General features: G+C 69.4%; 12 protein-coding genes. 7 read left to right on the top strand and 5 right to left on the bottom strand.

What is annotated here, in order from left to right; all coding sequences use genetic code 11:
• Positions 1-33: 33 nt before the first annotated feature.
• From ACUTAG_RS00800 to ACUTAG_RS00815, 4 genes are all read left to right on the top strand, one after another.
• On the top strand, positions 34-1,026 hold the full coding sequence (locus ACUTAG_RS00800) for an ABC transporter permease (RefSeq protein ID WP_047991049.1): 993 nt from the start codon (positions 34-36) through the stop codon (positions 1,024-1,026).
• Positions 1,023-2,003 carry an aldo/keto reductase gene (locus tag ACUTAG_RS00805; protein ID WP_020928113.1) on the top strand — a complete coding sequence of 327 codons (981 nt, stop codon included), beginning with the start codon at positions 1,023-1,025 and terminating at the stop codon, positions 2,001-2,003. The genes ACUTAG_RS00800 and ACUTAG_RS00805 overlap by 4 nt, the downstream gene beginning before the upstream one ends.
• Before the next feature lie 32 nt (positions 2,004-2,035).
• On the top strand, positions 2,036-2,887 hold the full coding sequence (locus ACUTAG_RS00810) for a class I fructose-bisphosphate aldolase (protein WP_020928114.1): 852 nt from the start codon (positions 2,036-2,038) through the stop codon (positions 2,885-2,887).
• A gap of 105 nt (positions 2,888-2,992) precedes the next feature.
• Positions 2,993-5,095 carry a DNA/RNA non-specific endonuclease gene (locus tag ACUTAG_RS00815; protein WP_054506314.1) on the top strand — a complete coding sequence of 701 codons (2,103 nt, stop codon included), beginning with the start codon at positions 2,993-2,995 and terminating at the stop codon, positions 5,093-5,095.
• Between the two features lie 20 nt (positions 5,096-5,115).
• Here ACUTAG_RS00815 and ACUTAG_RS00820 read toward each other — a convergent pair whose 3' ends face one another.
• On the bottom strand, positions 5,116-6,516 hold the full coding sequence (locus ACUTAG_RS00820; RefSeq protein WP_148319501.1) for an MFS transporter: 1,401 nt from the start codon (positions 6,514-6,516) through the stop codon (positions 5,116-5,118).
• Positions 6,517-6,688: 172 nt separating this feature from the next.
• Here ACUTAG_RS00820 and ACUTAG_RS00825 point away from each other — a divergent pair, with 172 nt between their 5' ends.
• Positions 6,689-7,579 (top strand): LysR family transcriptional regulator, encoded by an 891-nt coding sequence (locus ACUTAG_RS00825; RefSeq protein ID WP_020928117.1) that lies wholly within the window; start codon positions 6,689-6,691, stop codon positions 7,577-7,579.
• A gap of 128 nt (positions 7,580-7,707) precedes the next feature.
• Here the strand turns inward: ACUTAG_RS00825 and ftrA are convergent, their stop codons facing one another.
• Positions 7,708-8,670 carry a transcriptional regulator FtrA gene (gene ftrA / locus ACUTAG_RS00830; protein WP_006387130.1) on the bottom strand — a complete coding sequence of 321 codons (963 nt, stop codon included), beginning with the start codon at positions 8,668-8,670 and terminating at the stop codon, positions 7,708-7,710.
• A gap of 127 nt (positions 8,671-8,797) precedes the next feature.
• Between ftrA and ACUTAG_RS00835 the strand changes: the two genes are divergently transcribed.
• Entirely contained in the window at positions 8,798-9,205 is a 408-nt protein-coding gene (locus tag ACUTAG_RS00835; protein ID WP_006387128.1) for a rhodanese-like domain-containing protein, read from the top strand.
• 119 nt (positions 9,206-9,324) lie between these two features.
• Here the strand turns inward: ACUTAG_RS00835 and ACUTAG_RS00840 are convergent, their stop codons facing one another.
• Complete coding sequence (locus tag ACUTAG_RS00840) at positions 9,325-10,359, bottom strand: helix-turn-helix transcriptional regulator (RefSeq protein WP_148319499.1); 1,035 nt, start codon at positions 10,357-10,359, stop codon at positions 9,325-9,327.
• Positions 10,360-10,741: 382 nt separating this feature from the next.
• Between ACUTAG_RS00840 and ACUTAG_RS00845 the strand changes: the two genes are divergently transcribed.
• Positions 10,742-11,233, top strand: a complete 492-nt coding sequence (locus ACUTAG_RS00845) for a GNAT family N-acetyltransferase (RefSeq protein ID WP_006387124.1) — start codon at positions 10,742-10,744, stop codon at positions 11,231-11,233.
• Between the two features lie 38 nt (positions 11,234-11,271).
• Here the strand turns inward: ACUTAG_RS00845 and ACUTAG_RS00850 are convergent, their stop codons facing one another.
• Together ACUTAG_RS00850 and argH are read right to left on the bottom strand one after the other, a co-directional pair.
• Positions 11,272-12,249 (bottom strand): Bug family tripartite tricarboxylate transporter substrate binding protein, encoded by a 978-nt coding sequence (locus ACUTAG_RS00850; RefSeq protein WP_148319497.1) that lies wholly within the window; start codon positions 12,247-12,249, stop codon positions 11,272-11,274.
• A 49-nt stretch (positions 12,250-12,298) separates the two neighbouring features.
• Positions 12,299-13,819 carry an argininosuccinate lyase gene (argH, locus tag ACUTAG_RS00855; RefSeq protein WP_020928124.1) on the bottom strand — a complete coding sequence of 507 codons (1,521 nt, stop codon included), beginning with the start codon at positions 13,817-13,819 and terminating at the stop codon, positions 12,299-12,301.
• Between the last annotated feature and the right edge of the window lie 13 nt (positions 13,820-13,832).

Below are 13,832 nucleotides of genomic sequence, written 5' to 3' on the forward strand. Positions count from 1 at the left end.
ACCCTTCCCCCCTCCCCGCCTTCGGCCGGCGCGATGCTGGCGCCCGGCGCGTCCGCGGCCGACGCCCCGCCGCGCCTGCGGCACCGGCTGGCCAGCCTGCGCGAGGCCGGCCTGCTGCTGATCATCGCCGGGCTGTGCGTGGTCATGAGCTTCGCCTCGCCCCACTTCCTGACCTGGGAGAACGTGCGCGCAATGCTGCTGTCGTTCTCCATCGAAGGCATCGTGGTCGTCGGCATGACCTTCCTGGTCATCGTCGGCGGCATCGACCTGTCGGTGGGGTCGGTGGTGTGCCTGGCCATGGTGGTCACCGGCAAGCTGTTCCTGATGGGGCTCGATCCATGGACCGCGGGCCTCGCGGCGATCGCGGCCAGCGCCGCCATCGGCGCCATGATCGGCGGCTGCGTCACGCGCATCGGGCTGAGCCACTTCATCGCCTCGCTGGCCTTCATGGTGATCGTGCGCGGGCTGTGCCTGGCCATCACCCAGGGCACGCCGCAATCGCTGTTCTCGCTGCCGCCGTCGTTCAAGTTCATCGGCCAGGGCACCATCGCCGGCATTCCGGCCGTGATCCTGATCTTCGGCGCCATCGTCATCGCCAGCGACTTCGCGCTGCGCCGCTCGGCCCTGTTGCGCAAGGTGTTCTACACCGGCAGCAACGAAAAGGCCGCGCTGTATGCCGGCATCCGCACCGGCCGCGTCAAGTTCTGGGTCACCGTGCTGTGCTCGGCGCTGGCCGGGCTGGCCGGCGTGGTCTACACCGCGCGCTTCGGCGCCGCCACCCCGACCTTCGGCGTCGGCATGGAGCTGAACGTGATCGCCGCGGTGGTGATCGGCGGCGCCAGCCTCAAGGGCGGCTCGGGCACCGTGCTGGGCGCGGTGCTGGGACTGGCGCTGCTTTCGGTGGTGACCAGCTCGCTGATCCTGCTGGACGTATCGCCGTATTGGCAGGACGTGGTCAAGGGCCTGATCCTGCTGGGCGCGGTGACCGTCGACCATCTCATGAACGTCAAGAAGGAACACCGATGAACACCATCACGCTGGGCACGTCCGGCATCCGTTGCCAGTCCGTGGGGCTGGGCACCTGGGCCATGGGCGGCTGGATGTGGGGCGGCAACGACGATGACGCCGCCGTCGACGCCATCCGCGCCTCGCTCGACGCGGGCGTGCAACTGATCGACACCGCGCCGGCCTACGGCCTGGGCCGCGCCGAAACCCTGGTCGGCCGCGCGCTGGCGGGCCGCCGCGAGCAGGCCGTCGTCGCCACCAAGTGCGGGCTGGTCTGGCACACCCGCCAGGGCCGCCACTTCTTCGACGAGGACGGCCAGGCGGTGCACCGCCACCTGGGCCGCGACTCGATCCTGCACGAGGTCGAACAGAGCCTGGCGCGCCTGCGCACCGACTACATCGACCTGTACATCACCCATTGGCAGGATGAGACCACGCCCGTGGCCGAGACCATGGACGCGCTGCTCGATCTGAAGCGCCAGGGCAAGATCCGCGCCATCGGCGTCAGCAACGTCGACGCCGCCACGCTGGCCGAGTACCTGCGCCACGGCGCGGTCGACGCCATCCAGGAACGCTACAGCCTGATCGACCGCGAGATCGAATCGACCTTGATGCCGCTGTGCCGCGACCGCCGGGTCGGCATCCTCGGCTACTCGTCGCTGGCGCTGGGGCTGCTGGCCGGCCCCATCGACCCGGCCCGGCAGTTCAGCGGCGACGACCAGCGCGCCGCCAACCCGCGCTTCGGCGCCGCCAACCGCGCCCGGCTGCAGGCCTTCTTCCAGGAACTGGAGCCGCTGCGCCAGCGGCTGGACTGCCCGTTTTCGCAACTGATGATCGCCTGGACCACCCGGCCCGGCGGCGTCAGCGTGGCGCTGTGCGGCGCCCGCGACGCGCGCCAGGCCAGCCAGAACGCGCGCGCGGCCCTGCTGCGGCTCGAGCCCGCGCACCTTGCCGCCATCGACGCGGCCGCTCAACGCCACCTGCACGCGCTGGATTGAACAAACCTAAGACTGAACCAGGAACAACCCGCATGCCCCACCTCAAACAAGCCCGCCTGAACCGCCTGTTCCACGCCGGCCGCTGCCTGGACATCGCCGTCGACCATGGCGTGTGCAACGAGCCCAGCTTCCTGGACGGCCTGGAAGACATGCCCGCCGTCATGGCGCAACTGCTGGCCGCCGGCCCGGACGCCATCCAGCTCAACTACGGCCAGGCCGACCTGCTGCAGCAGCACCCCGCCCGCGCCAAGCCCGCGCTGGTGATGCGGCTGGACATGGGCAACCCCTACAACGCCACCATCCACCGCGTCATGTGGGCGGTGCTGCAGAATGAGCACGACCCGGTGCTGCCCGCGGTGCGCATGGACGCAGCCTGCGTGGTCGTCAACCTGTTCATGCTGCCCGGCGAGCCGGACCTGTTCCGCCAGTGCGTGGCCAACATCGCCCGCGTGCGCGCCGACTGCGAGCGCTACGGCATGCCGCTGATGATCGAGCCGCTGGTGATGGCGCCGCATTCCGAGCGCGGCGGCTACATGGTCGACGGCGACGCCGACAAGATCGTGACGCTGGTGCGGCTGGCGCGCGAAATGGGCGCCGACGTCGTCAAGGCCGACCCCACCACCCACACCGCCGACTTCCACCGCGTGGTGCAGGCGGCGCGCTGCCCGGTGCTGGTGCGCGGCGGCGGCCGCGAAGACCTGCGGCAGGTGTTCGGCCGCTCACGCGAACTGCTGGACCAGGGGGCCGTCGGGCTGGTGTATGGCCGCAACGTATACCAGCACGCCGATCCCTCGGCCGTGGTGCGGGCGCTGATGGCCCTGATCCATGACGACGCCGACGCCGCGCGCGCCTGGGATATCTACCAGGCGGGCGGCGGGCGCTGAACGGCCAGGGTAAGCCGGCGCGATGGCGCCGGATATCCCCCTTTTTGGCAATAGTCCTGTCATGGGCGGCACGCTACCCTTTTCGCACCCCTGGACGGAGGTGCCATGAAGCTGCCGATCGAACTGCTCGCCAAGGCCGTCGCCGCGTTCCCCAAGCGGGCCGACGAGATCACCGCGCTACGCCAGCGCAATGCTGCCGAATCCGCCCGCCAGCTGGACGGCCCCGAGCATTTCGCGCGGCGTCGCGCCATGATCGCCGCCACCGCGCGCGAAAGCGCCGATCTGGCGTTCGAGCGCTATATCGGCAGCAACGACCTGCTGCCCAGCAATTACCTGTTGTCGGGCTACCTGCACGCAACCTCGGTCGGCCGCATCCGCTACCTGGACAGGACCACGCGGCGCACCGCCTACGCCACCGGCTTCATGGTGACGCCGGAACTGATGATCACCAATCATCATGTCTTCCCGGTATCCACCGCCGCCGAATTCGCCGCCTTCGCCGAAGACGCGGCGATCGAGTTCGGCTACGAATACGACCTGCTCGGGCGCCGCCAGGAACCCGTGGCGTATGCCCTCGATCCCGAGACCTTCCTGCATACCCATGCCGCGCTGGACCTGGCCGTGGTGGCGGTGCGGTCCATGGACGTGAGCGGCCAACGCCGCCTGGCCGACCAGGGCTACCTGGTGCTGGACGGCACACTCGGCAAGGCCGGCGCCGGCGACTACGCCACCATCGTGCAACACCCCGACGGCCGCGAAAAACAGGTGGCGCTGCGCAACAACGAGATCGTCGACAACAGCCTGGCCGACGTCCTGATCTACCAGAGCGATACCGCGCCCGGCAGCAGCGGCGCGGCGGTCTTCAACAACGAATGGCAGGTCATCGCGCTGCACAGCGCCGGCGTGGCCAAACAGGACGGCGCGGGCAACTACCTGGACCGCGACGGCCAGGTCATCCCGGTCGAGAACGGCCGGGTCGACGAATCGCGCCTGGTATGGCTGAGCAACCGCGGCATCCGCGTCAGCGCCATCGTCGCCCACCTGCTGTCGCCCGCCAGCCAGGTGGACCAGCACCCATTGATCCAGACCTTGCGCAGCCCCGCCTATACCAACGCGCGGCCCTTCACTCGCGCGGCCCTGCCGCAACTGCATCCACAGGAACTGGGCCTGGCCCCCGCGCCCCCGGCGCCGGCCGCGCCAGGCCCGGCGCCGCTGGAGATCCGCCTGCGCATCAGCGCCGACCCGCCCGTCACGATCCAGACCCTGGCGGACAACGCCCCCGCCCGTCCACAGGCCTTCGAGAAGAAGCTCGAGGACGAGCAGGACTACTCCGCCTGCCTCGGCTATGACGACGAATTCATGGGCATCCGCCTGCCACTGCCCGCGCCCAATGCGGCCCTGCGCAAGAAGCTGGCGCGGCGCGGCGACGCCCCCGGCGACTTCGTGCTGAAGTACCACCACTTCAGCACGCTGCACCACGCCGTGCGGCGCGTGCCGGTGCTGAGCGCCATCAACGTCAATGGCAAACAGCGCTATGCCGAGCTGGACGACAGCACCCGCAAGGATCGCTGGCTGCGCGACAACCGCATCGACTACGCCGCGCAACTGGACGATGCCTGGTACGCCAAGAGCGGCTTCGACCGTGGCCACCTGTCGCGCCGCGAGGACGCCGAATGGGGCCCGACGATGGCCTTCGCCAAGACCGCGGCCGACATGACCTGCTCGTACGCCAACGCGGTGCCGCAGGTGCCGGCGTTCAACCGCGCGATCATGGGATACCACGGCCAGTGGGGCCGGCTCGAACAGATGCTGCTGGAACAGGGGGTGGCAGGCGAAAGCGGCAAAAGCGCGCGTATCTGCGTCTTCAGCGGCCCGATCTTCCTGCCCGGCGATCCGGTCTACCACTCGGTTCAGGTGGCGCTGAGCGGCTTCAAGGTGGTCGCCTGGTTCGACGCGCAGGGCGCGCTGCGCGCCACCGGCTTGCGCCTGTCACAGGAAAAGCTGGTGGATGGCATCGACTTCGAGGTGCTGCACTTCGACAAACTCTTCAAGTTGCAGCAAAGGCCCCTTGCCTGGATCGAGAACGCCACCGGCCTGGCGTTTGCGCAGGCATTGCGCGACGCCGACACCTATGACGGCGCGTCCGAGGCCGTGGACGATGCCGCCATCGAACGGCTGCTGTCCCTGCCCGAACGCCCCCGCGCCTGAGCGCCGTCTGCCCGGGGCCTCTAGCCCCCTCGGCCGCGCCACGCGATCAGCCACGCGCCCGCCCCCAGCAACGCGGCCACGCCGAACGTCACCGCCATCCCCCGCGCCACCGCCGCCGGCGCCGCCGTCAGGTCCGGCGCGCCCGCGCCCAGCGCGAACACCGCGCCCATCACCGAAGCGCCGATCACCAGCCCGAGATTGCGCGACAGGTTCAGCATGCCCGCCACCAGGCCGCGCTGCTGCGCGCCGGTGGTCGCCACGACCGCGGTGTTGTTGGCCGCCTGGAACGAGGCGTAGCCCGCCGTCAATAGCGCAATGGGCACGATGTATCCGGCCGCGCCGAACGCGACGGGCACGGCCGCCAACAGCGCCGCGCCCATGGCGACGGCGGCGAGCCCGGCGCGGCTGACGCGGCCGGCGCCAAGGCGGTCCACCAGCCTCCCTGCCGGCACGCCGCATAGCGCGCTGACCACCGGCCCCGCCGACATCACCAGCCCGGCCGCCGCCGCGCCCAGTCCCAGCGCCTGCGTCAGGTAGAACGGCCCCACCACCAGCGTCGCCATCATCACCGTCGACACCAGCGCGTTGGTCGCCAACCCGGCGCGCAGGCCCGGCCGCCGCAACAGCGCCGGGCGCAGCAGCGGCGCCGGCGCCCGCGCCTCGACCCACAGGAACAGCCGGCCGCCGACCAGGGCCGCCAGCAGCAGGCCGGCATTGAGCATGCCGAACCGGCCGCGCCCCAGCGTCATGGACAGCGCATAGGCGGCCAGCACCGCCGCCAGCAGCAGCGTGCCGGCCAGGTCGAAACGCGCCGGCGGCCCGTCGCGCCGCCGGTCCGCCGGCAGATGGCGGTATGCCAGGCCCATCGCCGCCAGGCCCAGCGGCAGGTTCAACAGGAAGATGGCGCGCCAGCCCGGCCCTGCGATCAGGGCGCCGCCCAGCGTCGGGCCCAGCGCCGTGCCCACCGCCGACATCGTGCCCAACAGCCCCATGGCGCTGCCGGCGCCGCCCTTGGGCAGCAGGTCGCCGACAAAGGCCATGGTCAGCGCCATCATCACCGCCGCGCCCATGCCCTGCGCGACACGCGCCGCCACCAGCTGCCACAGGGTGTCGGCCATGCCGCAGGCCAGCGACGCCAGCGTGAATACGGCGATGCCAAGCAACAACAGGCGACGCCGGCCCGCCACGTCGCCCAGCCGGCCCGCCCCCACCACGCAGGACGTGATCGCCAGCAGGTAGGCCAGCACGATCCATTGCGCCTGCGAAAAGGACGCGTCCAGCGCCCGCGCCAGCGTCGGCAGGGCGACATTGGCGCTGCTGGTTCCCAGCGAGGACAGCAGCATGGACAGCGCCAGCGCGGCCACAGCCCAGGCGGCATGGCGGCCGACCATCGGCGCGGGATTCGGTAAAGCGTGCGACATGAGGCTCTCGGGTCGAAAGGGGAATCGGAGACGGGCGGCGCACCAGGAGGCCCCTGACCCGTTGCAAGCCTCCCAGCGTAGGCGCGCGCCACGCATGGCGGAAGGCGCAGCATTTGCACTTTATCCATGCACCAGACGCCATCTCACGGCAACGCCGTGCTATGTTCGCGCCATGTCCCGTCCCGACCTGAACCTGCTGCTCACGCTCGACGTCCTGCTGACCGAGTGCAACGTCGCCCGCGCCGCGCGCCGCCTGCACCTGAGCCCGTCGGCAATGAGCCGGGCGCTGGCGCGCCTGCGCGACACCACCGGCGACCCGCTGCTGGTGCGCGCCGGCCGCGGCCTGGTGCCGACGCCGCGCGCCCAGGAACTGCGCGAACAGGTGAGCCGGCTGGTGCAGGAGGCGCAAGGCGTGCTGCGTCCGGCCGAACTGCTCGACCCGTCGCGGCTGTCGCGCCACTTCACGCTGCGCACCAGCGATGGCTTCGTGGAGTATTTCGGCCCGGCGCTGATCGCGCTCGCGCAGCGCGAAGCGCCCGGCGTGCGGCTGCGCTTCGTGCAGAAATCCGACAAGGACAGCGCGCCGCTGCGCGATGGCAGCGTGGACCTGGAGACGGGCGTGATCGGCGCCGCCAGCAGTCCCGAGATCCGCACCCGGGCGCTGTTTCGCGACCGCTTCATCGGCGTGGTGCGCGCCGGCCATCCGCTGGCCCGTGGCAAGGTCACGGCGGCGCGCTACGCCGCCGGCCAACACGTGCTGGTCTCGCGCCGCGGGCTCGACAAAGGCCCGATCGACGAGGGGCTGCGCGCGCTCGGCCTGGCGCGCGAGATCGCCGTGATCGTGGCCGGGTTTTCCGACGCCCTGTCGCTGGCGCGCGGTTCCGACCTGATCGCCAGCGTGCCCGAGCGCCATACCGGCAACCTGCGGGCCGGGATGCACAGCTTCGCGCTGCCGGTCGAGGTGCCGGCCCTCACCGTCTCGATGCTGTGGCATCCGCGCATGGATGCCGATCCCGCGCACCGCTGGCTGCGCGAGTGCGTGCGGCAGGTGTGCGCGGCCTGACGCCGCGCCGCGGCCCTGCGCTCGCGGATCGCCGCCCTCAATCTACCTACCCTCGCCACGCGCCGCGACGCGCATGCGGTGTTCGTCGGACGCTGAGCAGCAGACGGCCCCAGACGAACGAGCGCGCATCACCTCGCGCTCTGACCGAACTTTGCCCGGTAGGCGGTAGGACTCGTCAGTGCGATACGCCGGAAGTGCCTGCGCAGCGACTCTTCCGAGCCGAAACCTGCCAATTCGGCAATGCGGCCGATTGGCAAGGGAGTCTGCGCTTCCAGCATTTCACGGGCTGCTGCCACGCGCTCGCGCACGAGCCATTCGTAGGGTGCCATGCCGGTGGCGTCGTGGAATTGCCGTTGCAGTGTGCGCGGACTCATCGCCGCGCGTTCCGCGAGCGAGCGCAACGTGTGCGGCAAGGCGGAATGCTGACGCATCCAGTCCATCAACTTTGTCAGGCGCCCGCTCTCGTCGTGCGGCACGGGGCGAGGCACGAACTGCGCCTGTCCGCCCTCCCGATGCGGCGCCACCACAAGTCGCTGCGCGACCCGATTAGCCACGGCCGCGCCATAATCCCTGCGCACCAGATAAAGCAACATATCCAGCCCGGCCGCGGAACCGGCCGAGGTAATGACCTGGCCTTCGTCGACATATAGCGCATCTGGCTCGACGCGCACTTGCGGGTAACGCTGCCGCAGCATATCGGCATATCGCCAGTGGGTAGTCACCGTCTTCCCGTCCAGCACACCCGCGGCAGCCAGCACGAACACGCCGGAACAGATCGAGCAAAGCCGCGCCCCGCTCCGATGAGCCTTTCGAAGCCGTTTCAGCAGCGGCTCGGGCGGCAATTCGTCAGCATCGCGCCACCCGGGCACCACGATCGTGTCCGCAATGTCGAGCATTTTGAGCGAATAGGGTGCGGCGACCATGATTCCACCCGCGGCCCGCAGCGGGCCAGGCTCGATCGCGCAAACGGCAAAACGGTACCAATCCACACCGAGCTCAGGGCGTTCTAGCGCGAACAGCTCAGTCACGCACCCGAACTCGAAAGTGCACAGCCGATCGTAAGCGAGGGCAACGACGAGATGGTTTTTCATGGCGCAATATTACCGAATATTGTCTATCGCGCCACTTATCGGGACGGTCCGTGGACGCCAGAATGCGTCTCCTGGATTCCTTTTCCCAGGCGATTTTCATCCGACGATCCACTCAGGCTTAATCAAAATGTCGACTACCAACGCTGTCACCGCCATCCCCGCCGCCGCCCCCGCCGCCGCACTCTCCCACTTCCGCGCTGCGCTTCAGTTCGAAACTGATTGCTCCGACGTCGCCAGCGCGCTCGCAAGTGGCACGCCCGGCTTTATCCTGCTCGACGTGCGGGGTCCAGCCCTGTTCTCGCAGGGCCATGTGTCGGGCGCGATCAATCTGCCTCACGGCAAGATTGTCGAATCGAAGCTGGTGGACTATCCGGCCGACACACTCTTCGTCACGTATTGCGCCGGCCCGCACTGTAACGGCGCGACACGTGCGGCCTTGCGCCTCGCTCAACTGGGGCGACCGGTGAAGATCATGATCGGAGGGATTACAGGATGGCTGGACGAAGGCTTCAACTTGTCCGCGAATGAGGACTGAGATCGCACCGAGGGCACGCAACCAGGTGGTGGTCAGCATGACACGCTCAGGAACCCCAAAAAAAGCCGGGCTGCGCGAGTGCGTGCGGCAGGTGTGCGCGGCCTGACGCCGCGCCGCGGCTAGGCGCGCGGGACGGCCCGCCCGGGCCAGCGCCATGACTGTTCGCGGAATTCCTGCGGCGGCATGTCGTAGGCGCGGCGGAACGCGCGGGCAAAGTCCGATGCGCTGCCGAACCCCAGCCCATAGGCGATTTCCATCACCGTCAGGTGCGGGTAGCGCGCCAGTTCCTCGGCGGCCAGGCGCAGGCGCAGCTGGCGGATGTAAGCCCCCAGCCCGCCTTCGTGCTGGAACAGGCGGTACACCGTGGGACGCGGCAGGCGCAGCGCCTGGATCACCGATTCCGGCGTCAGCCCGGCCTGGTGCAGATTGGCCTGCACGTAGCGCCGGACCTCCGCGACCATGGCCGCCCGCCCCGCCGCGCGCGCATTGCCAGCCAGGCGCGCGTCCTTGCCGAAGGCGGCCAACAGCAGCCGCACGCAGGTGATGATGTCGGCCTGCGCTTGCCGCGCGTCCAGGCCGCGCATCGTTTGGCCCAGCGCCGCCACCTGGCCGATCGCCAGCGGCAGCAGCGGCATGCCATCGTGCAGCGTGCGGCCGTGGATCGCCTGCGGATCGGGAAACACCTCCTGCACCAATTCCGTCGGCACGAAAAAGGTCAACATGCGACAGGCGTGGCGCCACAGCCGCACCGGCTGGCCCAGGTCCACCGCCAGCACCCGCGCCGCGCCGCGCGCATCCGGCGGGCGCGGCGCGTTGCGCAGCGTCACGTCGTCCACCCCGCCTTCCAGGAACACATGGAAGGCGAAGTCGCGGATGTTGTCGCGTGAAATGCGCACCAGCGAACGTTCCAGCCGCAGGGCGTCGGAACGGCAATCGGTGAACATCAGCCCGCCGATGCGGTAGCGATCGATGGACGCGTTGAAAGGCTGGCGCAGCGCGTCGCGGTCGGGCAGCACGTCGACCACGTGCCCGACCTGGTCGCGCCATGCCAGCAGGCGGCGTTCGGGGGCCTGCGCCGCCACGTCGAAATGATGGTGGGCGATGGCGGGAGGCATGCGCGGCGGTTGGCCGGCCGGATAAGCACTTGGGTTCATGCTTGCATGGGTGCCGCGCGGATGGCGCGGACGGGGCGCGTCAAGTATGACAAAAAGTAAATAACCGGCAGACCCCGGAAAACTGAGACGCGCGGTATAGCCACGAGACTAACAGTATCTAAGCTTGCCAGGAGATTCCGCAAGACGTACGCGGACTCGGGCCGAAGTACCGCAAGCAAGCGGGGCGCCGCGCCGGCCCGGCCGGCACGGCGCCGCACAGCGACTTTGCGCATTCCCCTTCGCGGGGAATGCGCATTTTTTTAACGCCGGGGGGCTCCCAGGACGCCCGTTCGGTCCGGCGCGGCCTCCGGGAATACCCGTGTGGCGCGCGCGGAACAGCTACCATACCGGCTTCGCTGTCATCCCCCGCTGTCGTTTCGCCATGCCTTCCCTGACTTTCCGTTCCCCCACCCTGGCCGACACCGATCGCTGCTTCGCGATCGAAAGCACCGCCTACGAAGGCGACGAGGCCGCCACCCACGCCAAGATCGCCACCCGCATCGCCGAGTATCCGCAGGGCTTCCTGCTGCTGGAGGAGGATGGCGCCATCGTCGGCTTCATCAACAGCGGCTGCGCCCACGACGTGGTCATGTCGGACGAGGCCTTCAAGGAATTGGTCGGCCATGACCCGGCCGCGCCCAACGTGGTGATCATGTCGGTGGTGGTCGATCCGGCGCACCAGGGCAAGGGCCATGCCGCGCGCTTGATGCACCGCTTCATCGACGACTGCCGCCGCCAGGGCAAGCAGACCATCCACCTGATGTGCAAGGAACGCCACGTCGAGCTGTACCGCAAGCTCGGCTACCGCTACGTGCGGCCGTCGCCGTCCGACCATGGCGGCATGGCCTGGCACGAAATGGTGATGGCGCTGTAGCGGCCGGGGCGGCGCCCGCCCCCTTGGCCGCCCAAGCCTCAATCCAGCTGGATCCTGGCGCTGTCGATGATCTGCTTCCAGCGCCGGGTTTCCTCGGCCGACAACCTGGCCAGGTCCTCGCTCGTGCCCGGATACGGCACCGCGCCCTGCTCGGCCAGCTGCCCCACCAGCGTCTTGTCGTTGGCGATGGCCAGTATCGTGTCCTGCAACTTGCGCAGCACCTGCGGATCGGTCCCTGCCGGCGCCATCACCCCGTACCAGGACTCCACCACCGCGTCCTTGACCCCGGCCTCGGCCAGGGTCGGGATATCGGCGATGGCATCGCTGCGCTTGTCGCTGGCCACCGCCAGCACCCGCACCTGCCCCGACTTCACGTACGACAGCACATTGGGCAGGTTGGCGAACAGCACCTGCACCTGTCCCGACAGCAGGTCCGACGTGGCCGGTCCGGCGCCGCGATACGGCACGTGCTCGAAGCGCGCGCCCGAGCGGAACATGAACAGCTCTCCGGTCAGGTGGTTGACCGAACCGATGCCGGCGGACGCCATGTTCAACTTGCCGGGATTGGCCTTGCCATAGGCCACCAGCTCGGCCACGGTCCTGGCCGGCGCATCCCTGGACACCGCCAGCACATTGGGCACCGTCGAGAACAGCGCCACCGGCGCGAAGTCCTTGTCGGCGTTGTACGGCAGGTTCTTCGATATCAGCGGCAGGATCGACTGCTGCCCCATCGTCGCCAGCAGCAGCGTGTAGCCGTCCGGCGCCGCCTTGGCCACGAAGTTGGCGCCGATGCTGCCGCCGCCCCCGGGCTTGTTCTCGACGATCACCGTCTGCCCCAGCGCCTCGGACATGCGGTTGGCCAGCAGGCGCCCCATCAGGTTGACGGTGCCGCCCGGCGCGAACGGCACCACCATCGTGATCGGCTTGCCTGGATAGTCCTGCGCGGCCTGCGCGCCCGGGCTGGCAAACAGGGCCGCGGCCAGCGCCACGGCGAATTTCGGTATTGCCTTGAACATATCGGTATTCCCCTTGGTGTGATTTATACGGCGTGATGGGCGCGGCGTCTCAGGTGGCCGCGCCGGTTTCGGTATCGACCAGGGCCGCCACGCGGCGCTGCAGCGCGGCGTGCGCCGCAGCGCTACGCTGGCGCGCGGCGTCGATGGCGGCCTGGCGCAGGTCCAGCAGGGTCTGCTGCTCCCGCAGATGCGCGCGCACCGATTGCGGCGCCGGCCCGCCGAGCGACAGGCGCGCGGCCACGTTGCGCACCGGATCGAGGCAGGCGGCGACGTCGTCGGCCGCCAGCGCCACCGGCCGGCCCAGTTGTTCCCGCGCCGCGGCCGAGATCATCGGCGGCGTGATGGCGCGCGCCGGCAGCCCCTGCTCCAGGGCCTGCCGCACCACCGCGCCGATGACGTGGTGCGCGTCGCGGAACGACATGCCGGCCTTGCGCACCAGCAGGTCCGCCAGATCGGTCACGGTCGAGAAATCGTCCGCCGCGCGCGCCGCCATGCGCGCGCGGTCCGGCTCGACCTGCTCCACCAGCAGCTGCATCAGTTCCAGCGCCTTGAGCGCCTCCTCGCACGCTTCCCAGCAGGTACGGGTGCTTTCGCGGCTGCTGTCGCCGGAGTGAGTGAAATGCGTGGACTTGACCGTGGACAGCGCCGCGCCGGTCAGGCCGATCAGGTGCCCGGTCTTGCCGCGCAGGTATTCCAGCACCGCCGGGTTCTTCTTCTGCGGCATGATGCTGGAGGTGCTGGCGATGCTGTCCGGAAACGACAGGTAGCCGAACTCGGGCGTGGACCAGATATAGAAATCCTGCACCATGCGGCTGCAGGTGACCATCATGATCGACAGCGTCGCGCTCAGCTCCAGCGCGAAGTCGCGCGACGCCACCCCGTCCAGCGCATTGGCCAGCGGCGCGCTGAAACCGAGCATGGCGCTGGTGGCGGCGCGGTCGATCGGAAACGACGTGCCCGCCAGCGCGCAGGCCCCCAGCGGCGAGGCGTCCGCCGTTTCCAGCGCGTGCGCCAGCCGGCCGATATCGCGCGACCAGGCATCGACCAGCGCCGACAGGTAATAGCCGTAGGTGATGGGCTGCGCCGCCTGCATGTGGGTGTAGCCCGGCATGACCCAGTCGGCATAGCGTTCGGCCTGGGCCAGCGCGGCGCGCGCCACGCCGATCAGCGCGGCGCCGATGCGGGCGGCGAAATCGCGCGCCCGCATGCGGTCGATGGTGGCGCCGATGTCATTGCGGCTGCGCGCGGTGTGCAGGCGGCCGCCCAGTTCCTGGCCAACGGCCTTGATCAGGTGCGCCTCGTAGTTGAAATACGCTTCCTCGCGCGCCGGGTCCAGTTCCACCGCGTGCGGACCGTCGACCTGCATCTTGAGCAGCGCCCGCGCCAGGCGCTGTGCGGCGTCGTGATCGAGGATGCCCTGCTCGCGCAGCATCAACAGGTGCGCCAGGTTGATCTGGGTGAGCATCTCGAAGTTGGCGAAGAACTCGCGGTTCAATCGCGGCAGGAAAATATGCTGGAGCACCTCTTTGGCCAGGGGTTGCTTGAGGCGGGCGCTGACTTTGGATTCCATATCGGTCCAGGGA

Source organism: Achromobacter sp. CSND-B12, from assembly GCF_052906545.1.